The following is a 20,579-nucleotide window of genomic DNA, read 5'->3' on the forward strand; positions in this document are numbered from 1 at the left end:
TGGTCCTTGTTCTGGTCCTTGTTCTGGTCCTTGTTCTGGTCCTTGTTCTGGTCCTTGTTCTGGTCCTTGTTCTGCTGCTCTTGTTGTTTTTTCTTTTCCTCTTCCAATTTCTTCTTTAATTCCTCCAACTGCTTGCGGTATTCGTCCAGAGATTTGTCATAACGGAGCATTTCCTCCTTGTTGGCGGCCGCTCCTTCATGGGAGCCGTAGGCGGAGAGGGCGTCGTCAAAGCGCTTGACGGCTTCCTTGACGTGTTCTTTCGCCACGGGTATTTTTGCCAGGCGGGCGTCAATTTCCTTGATCTGGTCATCAATGGAAGAGGGCTGCGCCTGCGGTTGTTCCCCTTCCGGCCGGGAGAAGATCATGGTTTTACGGGCCTGGGCGGCTTCCAGGTTGCCAAGGTTGAAGTGGGAATCCGCCTGGAGGGAGGCTTTGGGAGAAAGGAGCGCCTGGGAGAATGCTTCCGCGGCTTCCTTGGGGTTGTCCGCTTTTTGTTCCAGGCAGCCTTTGGCGAATTCCAGGGCCTGGCGCGTTTCTTCCGCCAGGTCCGGAACGGCGAGCATTTCATCAATGGCCTTGACGGCTTCCTCTGTCTTTCCCGTCCGGATCAGGTCCGTGACGTTGTCCAGGGCGCTCGTGTCCGCGCGCGCTTCCGTGCCCAGCAGTCCGGCGCAGAGCAGGGTTGCGGCGGCCAGGGCGGTCATGCCGCGGCGTCCGGAACGGCGGAAGGAGCGCCAGCGGGTACCTGCCAGAAGAGTGAGGAGCAGGCAGATGAGGGCCGGAACGGCAAAGATGACGTAGCGGTCGTTCGGCACGCGGCGCACTTCCTCCCGGCCTTCCGTGATGTCCAGGCGGTCCGCGATGTCCCTGACGAAGCGGTTCAGCGCCGCTCCGTCGGAGAGCTGCACATACTGGCCGTCCGTCTGCCGGGCCAGGTATTGCAGGCTTTCCGGATTGAGCTTGGAGACGACATGCTGGCCGCGGCGGTCCCGGTACAGGCCGGAGGGGGATTGCTCATCCGGAATGGTGGTGCCGATGGTGGTGCCGATGCCCGCCGTTACGATGATGAGCTGGTGCTGCCTGGCGGCTTCCGCCGTCTTGTAAGTGATGTTGACGGTGTCTTCCCCGTCGCTGAGGATGACCAGGGCGTTTTTGGCGTCCGCCTCCTTGTCCCGCTTGAAGGTCTGGAGGGCCAGCCGGACGACGTTTTCCAGATTGGTGCCTCCCTGGGAGACCCAGCCGAATTGAAGCTGTTCGATGGTTTCCTTCAGCGCGTTGTGGTCATGGGTAAGGGGCATGAGCAGGACGGCGTCCCCGGAGAAGATGATGATGCCGAAGTTGTCCCCCGGCAGGGCGTCCAGCAGGTCGTAGGCGGCGGTTTTAGCCCTTCCCAGGCGGGTGGGGGAGGCGTCCTTGCTGAGCATGGAGCGGGAGCAGTCAATGGCGATGAGGATATTGCGCGATTTGGGAATCTCCTTTACCTCCGTGTAGCCGTCCACCGGACGCGCGATGGAGAGGATGGTGAAGATGGAAGCCAGCACGGCAAAGATGACGGGGAGCACCCGGTGCCAGGTGGCCGGAGCGTGAACCAGCTCCTGCCGGTATTCCGGGGAGACGAGCACTTCCCATTTTCTGGAACGGCGGCGCCACAGCCACCAGGCCGCCGCCGCGAGCAGGGCCGGGAGGATGAGCGCGTACAGAACGTTGGGATAAAGGAAGGTCATGGCGGGAAAGGGATGGTGTTACGGGGCGGGGGCGGGTTTGAGCACTTGCAGGGAGAGGCCCAGAAGCGTCAGCGCGGCGCCCGTTACGAGGAAGTACATGAAGTATTCTTCAATGTGGCGGACGGTCTGCACCTTGGCCTCGCTTTTTTCCAGCTTGCCGATGGAGGCGAACGCCTTGTTGAAGGAGGCCATGTTCGTGGCCCGGAAGTGCTCCCCGCCCGTGAGCTGGGCTATTTTCCGCAGGGTGGGTTCGTCAAATTCGCTTTGCACCACCATTCCGTTCGCCAGGGTGCCTTCTTCCGTGCCCACGGCGATGGTATAAATCTTGATGCCCAGCTTGGCCGCGTTTTCCGCCGCCACCAGCGGGGATATCTGGCCGGAGTTGGAGGCGCCGTCCGTCACCAGGATGATGATTTTGGATTTGGTGTCCTTGCGGTCGTCCAGCCGGGTGGCCGCCGCCGCAATGGCGGAGCCGATGGCCGTGCCGTCCGCCTGGATCATGCGAGGATGGAAGTCCCGGATGATGCCGTTGACCAGGGCGTGGTCCAGCGTGAGCGGACAGAAGGATTTGGTTTTCCCGGCAAAGCCCACGATGCCGATGCGGTCGTCCGGACGGCTGTCGACGAATTGGGTGATGACATGCTTGGCGGCCACCAGGCGGTTGATGGGCATGCGGTTGAGGACCATGTCCGGCGTCTCCATGGAGTAGGAGAGGTCAAAGGCGATCATGATGTCAATGCCGTTGACGGTGCGGAAGGTTTTATCCTCCACTTTTTGGGGGCGCGCCAGCGCGATGGCGAGGGCCGCCGCCGCCAGCACGAAGCAAATGGCCCCTATTTTTCCGGCCAGGGATTGGGGATTGCGCGCCAGGGAGGAGATGAAGCGAACGGTCGGGTAGGTGATGGAGCCTTCCGCCCCCCGCCTGCGGCGGAGGATAATGAGGCACAAGATGAAGGGAAGGACATAGAGCCATTCAGGTTGTGCGAATTGGAAGTGTTCCGTCATGGTGTGCTAGCGTTGGTTGGGGCGTGGGGAAGGTTTTTTGACGACGAGGTCCGTTTCCTCCTTCGTGCGGTGTGCGTCCGCTTCTATGTCGTTGATGAGTTGGACCGTGTCGTCCGCCAGTTCGTTGACCAGGGAGTCGTTTTCCGGAGTGTCCGGCTCATATTTCAGGGAGGCCATGCGGTCCAGCAGGTCGCGCGTGGGACCCTGGAGTTCCGAGGGGAGCGCGGTGAGCGCGTCCGCCCGGCGGTTGAATTCCTGCTGGGTTTCATACAGCGCCGGGTCTTTGGTTTCCCCCACCAGGTATTTCCGGAGGAGCAGGGAGAATTCCACGGCGGCCTGCCTGAGGGAGGGGTGGGTTTCCCGGAGCATCGTGATGTCCCGGATAGCGGTTTCCGCCGGGCTGAGCGGCGCGGCGGGGGTGCGCCCTTTCCTGCGGATGAGCACGATGACGGCTATGGCGACGGCCAGCAGGATGGAGGCGAGCATGATCCAGATGCCCCACGTATCCCAGAAGCCCGCTTGAAGGTAGGCGTCCGGGGACTGCGTTTCCATCAGCGTGGGGAAGGCCGGCGGTTCCGGAATGGCCGTGGGGGGAGTCTGGAAGGTGGCGGGTGCTGGCATGGCTGGCGGAGAAGGGTTTAGCGTGAGAATTTGCGGGACCTCCTGGTGAAGAGGGCCTGGAGGGGCGGCATGAAGTTGTCCGTGGTCTGGAGGTCCAGGAAATCGATGCCCAGGCGGCGGAAGTCCTGCGTCCATTTTTCACGGTGCAGGTGCACGACGTTGGCGTGGGCTTCCCGGACGTCCTGGCGGGCGAGGTTCAGGAACATGCTTTTGCCGGTTTCCGGGTCTTTCAGGATGACGCGCCCGGCGTCCGGAAGGTGCAGCTCCATCGGGTCCGCGATGCGGATGGGGATGAAGTCGTGCTTGAAGTTGAGCTGTCCCAGGGCGGCCTTGTTGTGCTCGCTCCAGAAGTCGCTGAGCATGATGACCATGGCTGCCTTTTTCTGGGAAAGGACGAGCTGCCGGGCTACCTCCGCGATGCTTTGATCCGCCCCGTCGTTTTTACTGGCTACGATTTCACGGACGATGCGCAGGGTCTGCTTGATGCCCTTGGCCGGGGGAATGTAATGGGAGTGGCTGTTCCCGTAAATGAGAAGGCCGCACTTGTCCCCGCTCTGGGCCGCGCTGAAGGCGAGCACCGCGGCCACTTCCGCCGCATAGTCCAGCTTGGAAGCCCGGGCCGCGGAGGAGGCGTAGTGCATGGAGCCGCTGACGTCCACCGCCAGAATGACGGCCTGCTCCCGTTCCTCCCGGAAGCGACGCACGAAGGGGGAGTTCATCCTGGCCGTCACCTTCCAGTCAATGAAGCGGGGATCGTCTCCCGGCGTGTATTCCCGGAAGTCGTCAAAGTCCAGCCCCTGGCCGCGGAAGCCGGACTGGTATTGCCCGGCGAAGTTTTCCGTGGCCAGATGCCTGGCGCGCAGTTCAATGCGGCGCACGCGCTTGAGAATGTCTGAGGCTTTATCCATGAAGTGATCCTCCCTGTTTGAATTCAATCAGGTTCCGGTGAGGCGCCCCGCGGGGGCTGAAGGATAAGGGCGGACGGGGGAGCCGCCTCCTGCCGTCACGGCACGGGAACCTTCGTCAGGATGTGGTCGATGACGTCGTCCGTGGAGATGTTTTCCGCTTCCGCCTCATAGGAGAGCAGGATGCGGTGGCGCAGGATGTCATGGGCCAGGTCCTTGATGTCCTGCGGGGTGACGAAGGAGCGGTGGTGCATGAAGGCGTTGGCGCGGGCCGCCAGGGCCAGGTTGATGGTGGCGCGCGGGGATGCGCCCGCGCGGATGAGGCCGCGCAGTTTCACGTCCACCGTTTCCGGGAAGCGGGTGGCGCGCACCAGGTCCACGATGTAGCCGCGCACGGCGTCGTCAATGTAAATCTGGTTCACCAGGTCGCGGGAGGCCGCCACCTGTTCCGGCGTGGTGACCGGGGAGGTTTCCGGCGGCTTGGCGGAGCTGGCCATGAGGTCCAGCACCTGGAGTTCTTCTTCGCGCGTGGGGTAGGTGACCAGAACCTTGAAGAGGAAGCGGTCAAGCTGGGCTTCCGGAAGCTGGTAGGTGCCTTCCTGGTCAATGGGGTTCTGCGTGGCAAGCACCAGGAAGGGGTCCGGCAGGCGGTAGGTGGTTTCCCCCAGGGTTACCTGGCGTTCCTGCATGGCTTCCAGCAGGGCGGACTGGACCTTGGCCGGGGCGCGGTTGATTTCGTCCGCCAGGATGAGATTGGCGAAGATCGGGCCTTTCTTGGCAGTGAACTGCCTTTCCTCCGGATTATAGATCATGGTGCCCAGCAAGTCCGCCGGCAGAAGGTCCGGCGTGAACTGGATGCGGGCGAACTGCGCGTGCAGCGTGCCCGCCATGGCTTTTACGGAGAGCGTCTTGGCGAGGCCGGGCACGCCTTCCAGCAGGACGTGTCCCTTGCAGAGGAGGCTGAGGATCAACCTGTCCACCAGCGCCTGCTGGCCGATGACCACCTTGCCTACCTCCGTTCTGAGAGCAGAAATCCACGATGAGTTCGCGGCGATAATTTCGTTGAATTCTCGGGTGTCCATGATTCTTAATAGCGGGTGAGACAGTCTGCCGGGCGCTTGCGTTGAAAAATTCCGATTATTTCCCAAGGGCAAATCCGGTTTTCAAGAGAAGGTCTTCCCGGAAATGGGGGGCCGTCATCTGGAAGCCCACGGGGAGCTCCATGCCGCCTTCCTTCACGGTTCCGCAGGGGATGGACATGGCGGGCAGCCCGGCTAGGTTGGCGGGGATGGTGTAGATGTCCGCCAGGTAGGTCTGGAGGTGGTCCAGCGCGGAGTCCCCGATTTTGGGGGCGGGGGCGGGAGAGGTGGGGCCTACGATGATGTCCGCCCTGGAAAAGGCTTCCGCGAAGTCCCTGGCGACCAGGGAGCGGACCTTCTGCGCGCGGGAGTAGTAGGCGTCATAGTAGCCGGAGCTGAGGACGTAGGTTCCCAGGATGATGCGGCGCTTGACTTCAGGTCCGAAGCCTTCTTCACGGGTGCGTGAGAAAAGTTCCACCAGGCCGGCGGCGTCTTCCGCCCGCTTGCCGTAGCGCACGCCGTCAAACCGGGAGAGGTTGGAGGAGGCCTCCGCGCAGGCGATGATATAATAGGCGGCCACCACGGCGTCCGCGTGGGGAAGGCTGATTTCCATCAGTTCCGCGCCCAGGCTTTCCAGTTGCTTCACGGTGTTCTGCACGGCCTCGGAAATGCCCGGATGGTTGCCGGAGGTGAAATATTCCGCGGGGATGCCCACTTTCAGGCCCTTGACGTCACGGCCCAGCGCGGCCTCAAAGTCCGGCACGGGCTCGTCTGCGGACGTGGAATCCTTCGGGTCGTGCCCGGAGATGGCCTGGAGCAGGATGGCGGCGTCTTCCACCGTCCGGGTCATGGGGCCTATCTGGTCCAGGGAGGAGGCGAAGGCCACCAGCCCGTAGCGGGAAACGCGCCCGTAGGTGGGCTTGAGGCCCACGATGCCACAGTGCCCGGCGGGCTGCCGGATGGAGCCGCCCGTATCCGAACCGAGCGCGGCGATGGCTGTAGCGGACGCGACGGCGGCGGCGGAGCCGCTGGAAGAACCGCCGGGGATGTGGTCCGGAGCGTTCGGGTTGCGCGTGACGCCGTAGGCGGAGTTTTCACCGCTGGCGCCCATGGCGAATTCATCCATGTTCGTGCGGCCCAGGGGAATGCCGCCCGCCGCCTTCAGCAGGCGGATGGAGGTGGCGTCATAGGGAGAAGCATAGGGAGCCAGGAGGCGGGAGGCGCAGCGTGTCGGCTGGCCCAGGACGTTGATGTTGTCCTTCACGGCGATGGGGATGCCGGCCAGGGGGCTGGACGTATCGGCCGCGGCCGCGGCCTTGAGGGCGGCCTCGCGGTCAAAGGAGATATAGGCGTTGGTGGTCCGGTCCGCCTCAATGGCGTCCGCCGTCAGGTTGACCAGTTCGGCGGGGGAAAGTTCCTTGCGGCGCAGGCGGTCGCGCCACTGGGCCAGGGTGCCTTGAATGCTTGACATGGAAAGAAAGGGATAAGAACGGTTGAAACGTGAAAAGGGAGGGACCGGGAGGATGTCAGGCGGATTCCACCACCTTGGGCGTGCGGAACTGCCCCTGGGACTGCTGGGGGGCGTTGGAAAGGGCTTCCTCCTGGGAAAGGCCGGGTTCCGGAACGTCCTTGCGCATTACGTCCATCGTGGGCAGGGGATGGTTCATGGGGGCGATGCCTGTGACGTCGTAGGATTCCAGCTTGGTGATGTAGGCCAGGACTTTGTCCAGGTCCTTGGAAAAGAGGGCGGCTTCTTCCTCCGTCAGGTCGATGCGCGCCAGTTTGGCAATGTAGGCTACGTCGATTTGGGGCGTGCTCATGATGGGAACGTGCGTAATATATAAGAGAAAGGGAGGGTGAGGCCTATTGCTGTTCCAGCAGGCGGACGATCCAGCAGAAGGAGGCGGCGATGGCGCAGACCAGCAGGCCCAGCAGCATGAAGTTTTCACGCAGCTCCCGCCTCATGTTGGTGGCGCGGCCGTCGCGGGCCACCACGGCGCGCAGGGCGCGGTTCTGGGTGCCTTCCCGCACGCGGTCCGGCGGGGGCATGGTATTGCGGTCCAGGCGCATGCGCGTTTGCTGGGCCGGACGTTTGAGAGAGGCTTCCAATTCCTGGATGCGGTTCTCAATTTCCCGTGAGGCGCGGTCCAGTTCTGCCAGTTCGGAGGAACGGCGTTTGGTCTTTCTTTTAATCATGATGCGGAGGGGCTGAAAATCCAGATGAAGAAGAGGATGATAAGGGCAATCAGGAGCAGGGGAAGGTGGAAGGAAAGGCCCTGGAGGAACTGGGTCATGAATTCACGGGAGCTGATGCGCACCTTGCTGGAACGGCGCACGCCCGTAAGCACCTTGGTGTGCTGCATGCGGGCGCACTGCTGGACGGCGTCCGCGAATTCCTCCTCGCAGCGGTCGATGACCTGCTGGCCCTGGTTGATGAGGTTGTCCGTGTTTTCAATGGGCCATTCGTCCGGGCGCACGGTGCTGAGCATTTTCAGGCTCCGCGTCAGGGCCATGTGAATCTGCTCCAGCTCATTGCTTTCCTGGCGAAGGCTTTCCACCTCCCTGCCGATGAGGTCCGCGGCGTTGACCATGCGGTCGCCCAGTTCGTTCTGCTGGTCCATGAAGCGGGCCTTGCGCAGGTGGGTTTCCTCCAGGCGGCGGCGGGAGCTTTCCACCTCCTCCTTTTCCTTCCGCAGTTGTTCCAGTCGGAGCTGGGCCTGTTCCATGTCGGCATCCACCTGGTCGTCTTCCTGGGGATGGTAGCCGGGATCGGCATCCATGCGGCGGTATTGGGGATTGCTTGGTTTCATACGCGGTAAAAATGATGCGGCCGGTGTGCGGGATTGCAGCATTCCCGGCCGGTATGGCCGTGCCGGGGAATCCCTGCGCGTGTTATTATTTAACTTTCACAAAATAAATCAAGCCAAGAAGAAGGTAAAAAGTGATTTTTCAAGTATGTTTCCGGCGGGGAATGCCGGGGCTTTTTTTCTTCCGGAGCCGTGCGTCCGGACTGTCCTCCGGGCGGCATGGCGCCCCGCTTTCCCGCAAAGGTGGATGCCGTGCACTTTTTTTATGGTCAAGGGCATGGAATTGCTGGTATGTAAGAAACATGCAGTCTGACACGGTAGAATGTAAGCCGACCATGTGGTTTACCGGCAGGGCGGTTATCATGGCTCTCATGTTCCTGGGGTTCGGAGTGTATTTTTATTACGATGCTTCCACCGGGTATCCCCAGAAGAACCTGGAGTTTTTCATGCACAAGGCGTTTGTGGACGCGGGAGCCCTCTTTGACCGTGAGGTGAGCGGGAACGGGGCCTCCCCGCAGGACTGGGAGCGCACCGTTCTGGAGCGCACGGTTGAATTCCCGGAAGGGTACCAGGTCCCGTCCGGCGTGGACCGGGACGCGACGCCGTGGCCCGACGTTCTGGCGGATTACAGGCTGATGTCCGCCCCCGGCAAGGGCTGGAGCGCCGCGTGGCAATCCTATTCCGGAGAAAAACGCTACCCCATCAAGCCGGTGGACCACCCGTATGACGCCTCCAAGATTTTTGAACAATGGGTGGCCGGAAGCATCTGCATGGTGCTGGCCCTGGTGGCGCTGTTTTTCCTGGTGAGGACGCGCGGCAGGAAAATGGCCCTGAAGGAAGGGCAGGTAACGGCTGCCGGCAGGGTCTTCCGCGTGGATGACATCGCCCGGCTGGACTTGCGCAGATGGAAGATGAAGGGGCTGGCTATTGCGACGCTGAACCCGGAATGCGGAGGGGACCGGATCAGGCTGGACGGCCTGACCTACGGCGGCTTCCGGAAGGAGGATTCCCCCAATAACGCGGAAGATTTCATGAAGGCCCTTCTTTCCCTTTACCGGGGTGAGGTAGTTGACTATGAAGAAGCTCCGGAGTCCGGCGGCACGCCTGCCCGGAAGGATGACGAGGATGCCGTATGAGCGAATCCCTTCCACCGGAAAAGAACGCCCGTGACCGCGCGTTCGGCATCGCCTGCTGGACGCTGGGCGCGCTGGCGTTCGTCCTGCTGCTGATGGTGGGCGTCTCCTTCAGCCTGACCGCCCGCACCGTGGTGGTGGAAAAAGTGGTGGAAACGCCCGTACCCGTTCCGGTGCAGCAAAATCCGGAAGGGCCGGCGGCTGTTGAAGAAGGGGACGAACCGGATACGGCAGGCATTGCGGCCGTTCCGGCGGGTTCTTCTGAAAAACCCCGTTCCGTGGAGGAAATGCTCCGGGCCGCCGATTTGTCGGATCCGGCGGGCGACCCGGTCCCTGCGGCAGTGGCAGCCCCAGTCCCGGGAGGGGAAGGCGTCTCCGGCCAGTCACTCCTGCCGGCTGAGAACCCGGCGGAAGCCATGCCTCCCATGACGGAGGAGGTGGCGGAGCTGGTCAAGGCGGCGCGGTATGCCCAGATTGACGGAGACCTTAAAATAGCGGTGGTGAAGCTGGAGCAGGCCATGAGGCTGGAGCCGGACAACCCGGTGGTGCTTTATTACTACGGCCTCACCTATGAATGGCTGAGGAATGCGGATAAATCCCGGGAATTTTTTCTGAAAGTATACACCCAGCGGGAAAAGGCGGGGAAATACTTTGCGCGCGCGGCCCAGCACCTCCAGGCCGGTTTTTCCAGCCCTGCGGACCTGCGGGGCGATATGTCCTTCGGCACCATTCTGGAATACCGGGACCCGGAATGCCCCGCCGGGGAGCGCGTCAAGCTGATCGTACCCATCCTGATGAAGGATGGCCTGAACGTCAGGCCGGAGGACCTGCGCGTCATCGTCCAGTTCTTTGACAAGGTCAACGGCAAAAAGGTGGAAAAAACGCACGCTCCGGAACCCTCCTCGCGGTGCGTCACGGAACCTGCGGACTGGGCGGACGGAGAGGAAATCATGGAGGTGACCTACTATATGCCCCCCCTGACGGAGGAGGAGACGATCGCCTACGGAAGCCTCAAGTACTATGGCTACACCGCCAAATTGTACTACAAGGGTGAACCGATGGATTGCCATGCCTCCCCGCCTGTGCTATTTTTGCTGGAGCAGATGAACCAGAGTTCCCCTTCCGGCATGCCTGAAATTTATGACGGCGGCCTGCTTCCCCCGGTGGAGGCGTCTCCGGTTTCCGACTCCTATGACTCCCTGCTGCCTCCCTGATGCCTGAATCGTCCATGTTCGACCTCCCCCACAACTTCGGCGACTATACGCTGGTGGCGTTCATTGGCCGCACGCGGGGGGGGATGCTCTACCAGGCCATCCAGCAGGGCATGGACCGCTCCGTGTTCCTGGAGCTGCTGGAGCCGGACAACCCGGAAGGCGTGGGCGTGGAGGATTTTCTGATGAAGGCCCGCACGCGCGCCGCCGTCAGCGCGCCGGTGCTGGGAACCGTCTATGAGGCATCCCAGGCCCAGGGGTACTGGTTCGTCACCAGCGAGCAACTGGGGGGGGCCTCCCTCCAGTCCATGCTGGACCGCGGGCAGACCCTGTCCATGAAGGACCTGCTGAAAGTGATTGAAACGGTCGGCGGCATGTGCGGCAGGTATGAACGCCTGCAAACCGCCTTCAACGTCATGGAGCCGCGCCACATCTTCCTGGATGACAAATCCGCCGTGCGGCTGATGAATACGGCCATGCCCGGCGACTTTCATGAAGAAATATCCCGTGCGCAGATGAAGCGCCTGGGGGCCGACCTGCTGCCCCTGGTGACGCCGGACGTGCCCGGAACCACCCGCATGCGCACCCTGCTGGAATGGATGCGGGAGGGCCAGAACGGCAAGCCGATGCAGTGGGACCAGGTCATGGAGCTGATTGCCGCGGTCCGCGAACAGCTGGGGCTTTCCCCTCGCGCCACCACGCACCGCTATACCGTTCCCGTGGAACCCCGCAGAAACTCCGGAAAATGGATGCTCTGGGCCGGAACGGGCCTGCTGGGCGCAGGAATAGCCGCGGCTGCCGTTTTTCTTTTATTCCCCCGGGAGGAAGCCTCCGCGCCTGCTCCGCCCCCGGCGCCGAAACACTATCCGGATTTCTCCGCCAGCGACCATACGGAAGTCCGCGTGAACCTTCCCGGCGGCGGGGAACTGATCGTGGGGGCTCATGAAATTACCCTGGAATCCTACCACCTGTTTCTGGACCAGTGGGCGCGCCTTACCCCGGAACTGAGGGAGGAATACTCCCATCCGGACCAGCCGGACAAGCAGACCGCCACCCATATCCCCGAGGACTGGGAAGCCATGTGGAAGGCGGCCTCCACTCCAGGAGGCAAATGGAAGGGCAGGAAAATAACGCCCCGCTCCCCCGTCGTCAACGTCACCTTCTGGGATGCCTGGGCATACGCGAGCTGGAAGCCCGTGGCCCCCGGAGAGCCGCGTTACCGCCTGCCCGCGCGCGGGGAATGGATGGCCCTGGGGAACATGCTGGAAACGGGTGAAAAGGGAGACAAGACCCTGGTGATTGACAGATACAGCAATGATTACGACTTAAAGACGGGCATTTGCGGCATGGCTTCCGGCGTGATGGAATGGACCTCTTCCATGGAAAAGGACCCCGCGCGCGTGAAGGAGCCGCCGGGCCCGGTGGCCTGCGGCGGGGACTGGAGGCAGCCCGGCATCACCAACCGGGTGGAATACCTGCGCTCCCGCGGTGAAAGCCGGGACAACCTGGGCTTCAGAATCGTGCGGGACGTCCGCTGACCTGTTTAAAAACACATACTCGACAAACCAATATCATGAAACACATCCTTGCAATGCTGCTGCTGGCCCTGATGGGGGCGTCCGGGGCCCTGGCCCAGATCTACGTGAAAGTAGTTCCGGAAAAGAAAACCTTCCTCAGCGGGGAGGCCATGTACATGAGGCTGACCATCACCAACAACTCCGGCGTGCCCGTGGAACTGAAAAGCCAGGAATATTCCTCCTGGCTGGACATCCATGTGGAGCACTCCACCGCGGGCGCGGAACTCCCCCAGTCCAAATTCGCCATGTTCCCTCCGCTCAAGGTGCCGGCCGGCATGAGCGTCTCCCGTAAAATTGACCTGCGGCACTTCTATGACCTGTCACGTGAGGGGAACTACCATGTGCAGGCCGTCGTGAAAATGCCCAACCAGAAGGACATGTTCGCCTCCCAGAAATCCCTGTTCGCCGTCCGGACGGGCACGCCCATGTGGTCCCAGACCGTAGCCATTCCCTCCAGCGCCAAGCGGTGCACCTTCTCCATCTGCACCATTGCCGTGCGCGGAATCCAGAAACTGTACGTGCAGACGAAGGACCCGGATACGGGCGTGGCCTACAATGCCGTATGCATCGGGGACTGGCTGGGCACCACCCGCCCGCAGTGCATGGTGGACGGCAAGGCGAACGTGCACGTCTTCTTCCCCACCACGCCCATGCTGGGCGCGTATTCCCGCATCAACTACCGCGGAACCATGGAAAAGCTCCAATACTACAAAAAAGTGATGGGCACCCCCTCCATGGTCTTTCTCCCGGACGGCAGCGTGCGCGTGACGGGAGCCGTCCACTATGACCCCACCGTGCAGCCCAAGACGGTGCCGGACGCCGCGGACGTTCCGGGCATGTAATCCGCCCGGTGTTGCCGGTTGTTGCACGGGAGGAAAAACAAGAAAAATGGACGCCGGGCCGTTCCCTGCGCCGGAAAGGAGTGGAAGACGGTTCAGGAATCCCCCTGCGGCTTCCTTTCCGGCTGCGGCGCGTTTTTCAGGATGCGCTGCACGCTCTCCTGCACCACGCTGATGGGCAGGGCGTAATTTTCCGCCCGGTTCACTCTGGCGATGTTCATGCCGATGAGCTCCCCTTTCAGGTTGAGCAGCGGGCCGCCCATCAGCGTATGCCGGGAAGGGGTGTCATGCTGGAGGACCATCGGAAAATCATCCCTGCGTTTGCTGAAGCCCCCGCTGATCAGGTCGTTGGAATCCTCGGGAGCGTCTTCCCCCAGGGCCTGCCGCCGGGAGCCCAGCGTGATGGCGTAGGAAAGCTTTTTGCCCTTGCGCCTGACCTTCAGCGTCACTTTTTCCCCGATCTCCTTCTTGGACAGGATGGGGGAAACGGCTTCCAGCGTGGTGATGGGCGTGCCGTCCACCTCCAGAATCTCGTCTCCGGCCATGGCTCCCGCCTTGGCGGCGGGACCGTCCTTGACGACCTCCTGAATGGAGCAGGGGGTGCCGAACATCACGCCCATGTAGGCCGTGTCTCCGTTCGGGATGGGCCGCCGCGCCGCGCTGAGGGTGCCCAGCTGGGGGCGCCTGGAAGTGCGAGTGGTGGAGCCGTTGCTGACCACCATCATGCCAATGGCGGCCTCATTGCTGACGGGGCCGGGGGCGGGCAGGCTGGCGGCGTCCACCTTCACCACGGCAATGTCCGTGGCCGGGTCCGTGCCAATCTCCTTGAAATGGCCGTACTTGGAGGAACCTATCCGGACCACCAGGTTCTGGTGGTAATGGAGTTCCGAGGCCTTGGTGGCGATGTAGCCGTCCGTACTCAGTACAATGCCGTAAATCACGACGTCATGGCCGGAAAAGAAAACCGCGCTCAAATCCTGGAGCCGTTCCCGGATGGGCTCAATGGTTTTCAGAACGGTTTTTCCGTTGATGCGCTGTTCAAAATCCAGGCTCCCGTTAAACCCTTCCGCCAGGGCGGAGGGAAGAAGGGAACAGGCCAGGGGCAGCAGGCAGGCGCAGGAGGAGAGTTTCATGACCATGGAGGGAAAAAGCTAGCCGTCCCGTTCCGGTGACGGAGGCAGGGGGGCCTTTCCGCCTGCGGGAGATTCCATCAGTGCGTCGAAATCCTTCATGGGAACGTGGAGATTGTCTTCAAGCCCGGAACCCACCCGGCTGTGAATGCCGATCAATTCCCCGTTCAGGTTGAAAAGAGGGCCGCCGGAATCCCCGCGGATCAGCTTGCAATCCGTCTGAATGACGCCGTGCTTGAGGGAAACCACCCTCCCCAGGCGCACCATCGGGCCGCGTTTCTGGTCCAGGCCGCCTCCGTGCCCAAGCGCGAACACCCAGTCCCCCACGCGGGGCAGTTTCTCCGCCTTCTCCACGCGGGGAAGGTTCTTGTTCAATTTGGTCGTGATTTCAGCCGTTCCGGCGTCCGAATCGCTGTTCTGCGCCGTGGTTTTTCCCGGCAGGCGGGTGCCGTCCGGCAGGATGATCTTGAGCACGGTTCCTTGTTTGTCAACGACATGGGCCGCTGAAAAAATCAGGCCTTTTTCCGAAACCAGAATGCCGGTGCCGCTGCCGTTGTTCACTTCAATGCAGACCAGGGCGGGGAGCACCCGGGGAAGCACCTGCTGGAGCTGGTGTTCAATCCGCTGGAGGTCCTCCACGGACTGCGGCGTGGTGGAAAGGATTCCGGCGCTGTCGGCGGACTGCGCCCGCGCCTGAGGAGCCAGCAGGGCCGCTCCGCAGAGAATGGCGGAAAAACAGGGTTTCCGGAAAGCCGTGTTCATGATTGCCGGGGACTACTGTTCAGAGGCGGGAGCTTCCGCCTTCTGCTGGTCTGCCTGTCCGCCTCCCACCAGGGAATCGTGATAATACATGCCGATGAACAGGCCTGCCAGCGTAATAAGGGTAATGAGCAATTCTTTCATGCCGCCACAGCATAGAATTTGTCCCTCCGTCTGACGAGAGAATTTCATTTATAAGCCACACTTTGATACAGTTCGGCAGACAAGGAAGGACCGCGGGACGGGAAAAATCCAAAATAAAGATTGCTTTTTTCCGCCGCACGCGTATAAACCCTCCAGCGGCCAATTCTGGTTCGCTGACCCATCCAAGCGGATGTAGCTCAGGGGTAGAGCGCAACCTTGCCAAGGTTGATGTCGTGGGTTCGAATCCCATCATCCGCTCCATTTTCTGACTTCCTGATTTCAGGATTTTTTTTGTTTTCAGGGAGTTGTGAATGAGAGCACGTATTGGCTCAGCCCAAAAATCGGTGGGAGAGGTATTTTGACGAAGAGCAGGATTCTCTTGATCAACCTTTGAATCACCAGCCCCATTTGTCTCAGATGGTGGTGCCGAGTCGGTTGGAAAAAGTCACACAGAACCAGGAATGTCATTGGACTCAGCGGTATAATCCTCTTTACGGGGGTCTGACTCCCGTAATGGAAGTTATCCGCAATTGGTAGCAGTGCTTTGTCGATGTTACACATCGTATTACTATGCATCCTCTGTGGACTTCTTTTTCTCCTGATAACGATCTACACCTGCGTTCTCTGTACTTGGCTCGACTACATCTATAAATGCCAGACGATAATCTATACAAAGAAATCCATGCACGCTGGCGAGTTGCCATCGACATCGATGCTATCCAAAACGGCTACAAAACTAAAAATTCGGAAAAGCCTTTTTCCGGAAAGGTATACGAAAAATTCTAGGAATTTGTGATAAAAAGACTGCAAGTCTAGGATATCTGGCAGGAATGGAATAAATGCATTTCCTGCTTGTAATGTTTGGATATCGTATTAAAATAGCCCATAATTTACAAAAAAATAATATGAGTATTAATGATGCGCGTAATTATGCGGAAAAATTGGCACGATGTATTGATCAGAAGACAGCGCATCCTATTGTTGTGAAAAAAAAGAGTTTGAAACGCTTTTTTTCGGGCGTGCTATTCTTTTTTATTTATATCGTTGCAGCTATCGTTGTTTCTGAACTTTTCCTCCCATATATTTTAATTTATTTCAAGGGTTATTTTTATTATTTTATACCAAATGGTCAAGAGTATCCATTGAAATTTATGAATGAAAGAAATTTAATTATTCTTGCTTGTTTTTTATATATAATATTTTCTGTAATTATTTATTTCATTATTCGTTTTGGAAGGAATTTTACTAATAGAGAAAATCTGAATTCCCTTGGGGTTATTCTCGCTTTTGTTTCTATGCTTGGTGCTTTTTATCTGCAATTTGTTTATTGTCAATATTCCAGTGTGAATGATATGATAAATAGCTTTATGAAGTCGGAGGATTTGTCTATGCAAAGATTACAGCACAAAATGGAACGATATAATTTAATGATTGATATGTATAATAAAAAAGTCGATCAGCTTGGGGGAAAATTGTTTTTTAAATCCAAGATTGCCGATATAGATCATATAATTGACTATCACAATAAAGGGGACGAACAAATTACTGAATATGAAAATTATATTGATAAATTTATTGCCGAGTATCCTTTGATAGCAGACGTCCCTTTTTATCTACTACAATATAATAATATAGGAAGCTATGGGCCTACACTTCCTTTTCGGCAGGATAGGGATTCACTCATTTTTTTTGAAAGATTAAATATGTGTGAATTTGTTTCTTCATTTTTTAAAAGCATGGATGACGAAGAAATAACTATTATTTATTTGGTTATTATTAAAAAAATCAAAGAATGCAACAAAAATGAAATTCGTTCTTTTTTTTATAATTATGAATGTGGAGCCTTTAATCGTGGACAGATATTTTTAAAAAATAAAGGAGGTAAGTATATTTCATTACAAGAATATATTTTATCTCGTATGATGATTTGGCGTGATAGTCTTTTAAATCGAAAAGAATATAAATAATATAAATATTGCCTTCTGTTTTTTTCGTGCAAATACAAATGATCTTTGTACGTAAGGCAAGGATGCGAGCCATTTATCAAGAAGTATCTACTCAAAGTAAATTATTCGAATTTAGGAAAATTCCCTACGATGAGAAAGAAAAATTGGCACCTTGGATAGAGGAATAATCATATGATGTCGGCTCCAAGGTTATCGGCTGTTTTTCCGTTTTAAGAAATGCTTCGCCAGGAAGCTTCGGACGGGTTCATCGTAGAACTTCAGGCAGAGCCTCGCCAGCAGGATGCTTCCAATGATGACGGTAGGGCGTTGGGGTGGAAAGAGTCTCTGTTTTTCACCCACGCATAGTACAGGTTAGATGAACGGGTAATGCACCCTGTACAGGGGGTAGGAGATTCTATCCAGGAACCGACATATTTTATCCGATCCGTATAGGGATCGGTGATTTTACCGGAAGCTCCAAAGAGGAGGATGAGGGGGAAGAATACCGCAAAGCACACGGTTTCATAGAGACTGTGCATCCAGAAAGCGTCTTCTCCCCCCAGACGGGGAACGGTCAGCAGGATGGCGAGGGAGATGCCGCATAGCCGGAAGGAGCTTTGATGTTGACGAGCTTGAACAGGTGGAACAGAAGCACAACCCGGAGGAGGCTAACGCTTCATGCAGGATGCTATTTCTTTGGAACAGATGCAGGATTTTTTTTGCAGTGGCAGCAATGATTGCTGTGTTATTCGGAAAATGGAGGACACGTTAAATCAGGGGACGGCTGGATCAGATTCCGGTTGTCCCGACTGGGAAAAGGGGTTCCTGTGGAAACCACCACAGAAGTCGTCTAACCGTTGAAACTGTCAAAATCCGGGAAGACTCTCAGGCTTTTCACGAGCGAGGATGTTTCCGGGGTTTCCATCATGGATAGGAAGACAGCAGAGTTGTCAGGCTACTTCATTCAAATAACAATAATAAACAAAACCATGAATACTACTAAAGTTGCCCTGGCATCCCAGGATGAAACAACAGAACAGTTTGAAAATACAACAGTACACTTCACGGAAGAAGAACGTGCTGGACGGAATCCGGCCGCTGCTGTTCCGGAGGCGTCCTCCGTTTATGCCGGAGACAATACCCACGCAGGTGCCGGGTCGTTCAGCGGACCTGTTGTGCTGGATGGAACCTTGACCCCGGATGCACTGGAAACCGGGCGCATGCTCGCGAAGGTGACGGCTTGTTCCTGCATACCTCTGATAAGCGCCTTCAACGCGACGGTTAAGCAGAAGGGGCCTATGGGGTTCAATATCTCCAGACCTGCCGACGGAAGGCCGGTTAAAGTGGGAGGCGTCGGAAACCCGTGGGGATGGTGGAGCAAGGACAAGGTCGTTGTACAAATCAATTTCGTTCCGGATGAACGGGCCGTTTTTGAGGTGGGCTCATGCACGTTTGCGGATTTTACCGCTCCTCCGGAAGATCATTATGCCTATGCCCATACCATACGGCAAACAGGCAATGCCGCCGGCATTTATATCAGTCTTCAAATCGACAGTGCTCTGCGCAAATTCCGGGTGAAATATCATTCCAGGCTCTCGAATTCCGCCGTGGCTCCGGGGGTGCTGAGCGTTTATGAATGGGATATGCCGGAGGAATTTTACAATGTTAAAATGGCACGCCTCATTTATGCCTACCGTCACCAGTATCTGGACGTGTATTACGTGACGCCCTCGGGAGAACTGAAGCTTATCGCCGCTACGCCGGCCTCGCAGGGTTACGCCATCACTGAGGCGCAGCTGCTGTTTCATGGCAACAGTGAAATTTATTCCGCCATAGCGCACGTGGAAGATAACAAGCTGAGGGACTGGCTCGGCAAGCAGCCGCTTCCCTATTCCCGTTCCAAATGGGTTGAGCGCAATTCGAATGCTCCTTTATCCGGTATCGATCTGCCTTCTGCCGGGGGAAGCTCTTCGTTGACGCTGAATTCCGGCGCCGGTTCTGCATGGACGCTGGTTTCAAAGCCCGACTGGCTGGACGCAGGCGCAGAGCATTGGGAGAACGGCGCTGTCGTGACCGTATCAGCCGGGGCAGCGGAAGAAACGCGGCATGGCTCGCTCATCCTTGCGACGGATGGCAACCATGCGGCGGCCGGAGTTAAAGCCTATGAAAAAGTCGTCATCACGCAAACTGTCCAAGCGTGAGGCAGGCGTAAATAACGGTCATGGCCTGCTCTGGACTGATGGACAGTAACGCTTGAAGCGGCTGTCCGCATCAACCGACAGAGGCGAACATTGGTTCGCATTCAGACGGGCGGCTTTTAGCCGTCCGTCTTTTTTTGGAGTACGGAAGATGAAGGCTCAAGGCTGCGGTTATTTTTCCGTTTCAGGAAATGCTTTGCCAGGAAGCTTCGGACGGGTTCATCGTAGAACTTCAGGCAGAGCCAAGCCAGCAGGATGCTTCCGATGACGACGGCCAACGCTCCCGGGAGGGATTCCGGGAAGGAAAGGCCTCCGTTTTTCACCCACGCATAGTACAGGTAGATGAACGGGTAGTGCACCATGTACAGGGGGTAGGAGATTCTGCCCAGGAACCGGCATATTTTATCCGTATAGGGATCAGTGATTTTTCCGGAAGCGCCAAAGAGGAGGATAAGGGGGAAGAAGACCGCGAAGCACACGGTTTCATAGAGGCTGTTCATCCAGAAAGCGTCTTCTCCTCCCAGGCGGGGCACGGCTAGCAGGATGGCGAGGGAGATGCCGCATAGCCAGAAGGAACCCTTGATGTTGAAGGGCTTGAACAGGCGGAACAGAAGCAGCCCCGCGGAGAAGGAGTACAGCAGGCGCAGGGAGCCGCCTGTCCATTCCGTGCCGGTCATGGCGAAGCCGGAGCAGATGTCTCCATTGGGTCCCCAGAAGCTGAAGGAAGCCAGGCCGCATCCGGCCAGGATCACCAGCACGGCCAGGGAACGCGTGGAGAGTTTCCGGATGAACAGCGCATAAAGAAGGTTGCCGATGTATTCAAAGAATAGCGACCAGCTTGGCCCGTTGAGCGGATACATCTCCCCCAGTCCCCGGATTTCAAGGCCGGGAGGCGACGGAATCAGCAGGACATTGACGAAGGTGGCGACCAGCAGGGAGATGACCGCGACCTGGGATACATCCCATGCGGAACAGCCCTGGAAATAAAAGATGAGTGCGCCGATGACCGCCCCGATCGCCACCATGGGCTGCAGGCGTATGAGGCGTCGCTTGATGAATTCCCCGGTCGTCATCGTTTTCCAGCGGTTGTCGTAGGCATAGCCGATGACAAAGCCGGACAGCATGAAGAAGAAGTCGACGGCCAGGTAGCCATGGTTGATGATTTGGTCCACATGGCTGGTGGCGTATGCTTCAAAGATATGGAACCACACGACGACAATGGCGGCCACCCCGCGCAATCCGTCAAGAATGTGGTAGTGATGTTTTTCACTTCCGGGTGGGATGGGAGAGTTCTGTGAGTTCGACATAGGAGAAGCTGTTTTTTAATGTTGTTTTCGTTTTGTTTTGAGAGAGTGTCCGCCGTATCAGCCCATTCCCCGCTACGGATAGCCCCGTACAGGGGAGAAATCATCCGGAGGCGCAGTTTTCGCGTTACCTAATCAAATACCATTCCACCCTGCAAGTTCTTTCATCCATTGTCCTTTATCATAGGGCTTTATAG

General features: G+C 58.0%; 19 protein-coding genes and 1 tRNA gene. 7 read left to right on the top strand and 13 right to left on the bottom strand.

Translation table 11 applies throughout. From position 1 onward, the window contains the following. The 9 genes from HJW02_RS11035 to HJW02_RS11075 all read right to left on the bottom strand — a co-directional run. Positions 1–1,724, bottom strand: a 1,724-nt coding sequence (locus tag HJW02_RS11035) for a VWA domain-containing protein (RefSeq protein ID WP_208050640.1), incomplete at its 3' end; no start/stop codon positions are given. 18 nt (positions 1,725–1,742) lie between these two features. Beyond that, on the bottom strand, positions 1,743–2,729 hold the full coding sequence (locus HJW02_RS11040; protein WP_022397163.1) for a VWA domain-containing protein: 987 nt from the start codon (positions 2,727–2,729) through the stop codon (positions 1,743–1,745). Between the two features lie 6 nt (positions 2,730–2,735). Next, the gene (locus HJW02_RS11045) at positions 2,736–3,350 is read right to left on the bottom strand and encodes a hypothetical protein (protein WP_022397162.1); all 615 of its coding nucleotides are present in this window, start codon (positions 3,348–3,350) and stop codon (positions 2,736–2,738) included. A 17-nt stretch (positions 3,351–3,367) separates the two neighbouring features. Beyond that, positions 3,368–4,258 (bottom strand): DUF58 domain-containing protein, encoded by an 891-nt coding sequence (locus tag HJW02_RS11050; protein WP_022397161.1) that lies wholly within the window; start codon positions 4,256–4,258, stop codon positions 3,368–3,370. Between the two features lie 95 nt (positions 4,259–4,353). Further along, positions 4,354–5,337 (bottom strand): MoxR family ATPase, encoded by a 984-nt coding sequence (locus tag HJW02_RS11055; RefSeq protein ID WP_012420813.1) that lies wholly within the window; start codon positions 5,335–5,337, stop codon positions 4,354–4,356. A 55-nt stretch (positions 5,338–5,392) separates the two neighbouring features. Beyond that, on the bottom strand, positions 5,393–6,805 hold the full coding sequence (gatA, locus tag HJW02_RS11060; protein ID WP_102722897.1) for an Asp-tRNA(Asn)/Glu-tRNA(Gln) amidotransferase subunit GatA: 1,413 nt from the start codon (positions 6,803–6,805) through the stop codon (positions 5,393–5,395). Between the two features lie 55 nt (positions 6,806–6,860). After that, entirely contained in the window at positions 6,861–7,154 is a 294-nt protein-coding gene (gene gatC / locus HJW02_RS11065) for an Asp-tRNA(Asn)/Glu-tRNA(Gln) amidotransferase subunit GatC (protein WP_022397159.1), read from the bottom strand. Positions 7,155–7,197: 43 nt separating this feature from the next. Next, the gene (locus HJW02_RS11070; protein WP_022397158.1) at positions 7,198–7,530 is read right to left on the bottom strand and encodes a hypothetical protein; all 333 of its coding nucleotides are present in this window, start codon (positions 7,528–7,530) and stop codon (positions 7,198–7,200) included. Beyond that, positions 7,527–8,144, bottom strand: coding sequence for a hypothetical protein (locus HJW02_RS11075; protein WP_102733284.1), 618 nt, complete (start codon positions 8,142–8,144; stop codon positions 7,527–7,529). The genes HJW02_RS11070 and HJW02_RS11075 overlap by 4 nt, the downstream gene beginning before the upstream one ends. Before the next feature lie 359 nt (positions 8,145–8,503). On the opposite strand from HJW02_RS11075, the gene HJW02_RS11080 reads away from it, so the two are divergent. From HJW02_RS11080 to HJW02_RS11095, 4 genes are read left to right on the top strand one after another with little or no spacing between them, the layout of a single operon-like run. Further along, entirely contained in the window at positions 8,504–9,277 is a 774-nt protein-coding gene (locus HJW02_RS11080) for a hypothetical protein (RefSeq protein ID WP_146017915.1), read from the top strand. Next, a complete protein-coding gene (locus HJW02_RS11085) occupies positions 9,274–10,488 on the top strand; it encodes a hypothetical protein (RefSeq protein ID WP_102722894.1) in 1,215 nt (404 codons plus the stop codon). The genes HJW02_RS11080 and HJW02_RS11085 overlap by 4 nt, the downstream gene beginning before the upstream one ends. 14 nt (positions 10,489–10,502) lie before the next feature. Further along, complete coding sequence (locus tag HJW02_RS11090; protein ID WP_180971138.1) at positions 10,503–12,023, top strand: SUMF1/EgtB/PvdO family nonheme iron enzyme; 1,521 nt, start codon at positions 10,503–10,505, stop codon at positions 12,021–12,023. A 35-nt stretch (positions 12,024–12,058) separates the two neighbouring features. Then, positions 12,059–12,904: a hypothetical protein gene (locus HJW02_RS11095; RefSeq protein WP_022397153.1), complete on the top strand. Its 846-nt coding sequence runs from the start codon at positions 12,059–12,061 to the stop codon at positions 12,902–12,904. Positions 12,905–12,996: 92 nt separating this feature from the next. Here the strand turns inward: HJW02_RS11095 and HJW02_RS11100 are convergent, their stop codons facing one another. From HJW02_RS11100 to HJW02_RS14060, 3 genes are read right to left on the bottom strand one after another with little or no spacing between them, the layout of a single operon-like run. After that, positions 12,997–14,040 (bottom strand): PDZ domain-containing protein, encoded by a 1,044-nt coding sequence (locus HJW02_RS11100; RefSeq protein WP_102722891.1) that lies wholly within the window; start codon positions 14,038–14,040, stop codon positions 12,997–12,999. A 12-nt stretch (positions 14,041–14,052) separates the two neighbouring features. Next, a complete protein-coding gene (locus tag HJW02_RS11105) occupies positions 14,053–14,793 on the bottom strand; it encodes a serine protease (RefSeq protein WP_022397151.1) in 741 nt (246 codons plus the stop codon). Between the two features lie 12 nt (positions 14,794–14,805). After that, positions 14,806–14,934 carry a hypothetical protein gene (locus tag HJW02_RS14060; RefSeq protein WP_257228093.1) on the bottom strand — a complete coding sequence of 43 codons (129 nt, stop codon included), beginning with the start codon at positions 14,932–14,934 and terminating at the stop codon, positions 14,806–14,808. A gap of 186 nt (positions 14,935–15,120) precedes the next feature. Between HJW02_RS14060 and HJW02_RS11110 the strand changes: the two genes are divergently transcribed. From HJW02_RS11110 to HJW02_RS11120, 3 genes are all read left to right on the top strand, one after another. Beyond that, a tRNA-Gly gene (locus HJW02_RS11110) sits at positions 15,121–15,195 on the top strand. Between the two features lie 596 nt (positions 15,196–15,791). Beyond that, positions 15,792–16,901: a hypothetical protein gene (locus HJW02_RS11115; protein ID WP_102752990.1), complete on the top strand. Its 1,110-nt coding sequence runs from the start codon at positions 15,792–15,794 to the stop codon at positions 16,899–16,901. Positions 16,902–17,869: 968 nt separating this feature from the next. Continuing rightward, complete coding sequence (locus HJW02_RS11120) at positions 17,870–19,081, top strand: BACON domain-containing protein (RefSeq protein ID WP_102752989.1); 1,212 nt, start codon at positions 17,870–17,872, stop codon at positions 19,079–19,081. A 116-nt stretch (positions 19,082–19,197) separates the two neighbouring features. On the opposite strand, the gene HJW02_RS11125 is transcribed toward HJW02_RS11120, so the two are convergent. Beyond that, on the bottom strand, positions 19,198–20,385 hold the full coding sequence (locus HJW02_RS11125) for an acyltransferase (RefSeq protein WP_102722887.1): 1,188 nt from the start codon (positions 20,383–20,385) through the stop codon (positions 19,198–19,200). Positions 20,386–20,579 lie beyond the last annotated feature (194 nt).

It is taken from the genome of Akkermansia sp. GGCC_0220 (assembly GCF_017566105.1).
In the GTDB taxonomy this organism is placed as follows: Bacteria; Verrucomicrobiota; Verrucomicrobiia; order Verrucomicrobiales; family Akkermansiaceae; genus Akkermansia; species Akkermansia massiliensis.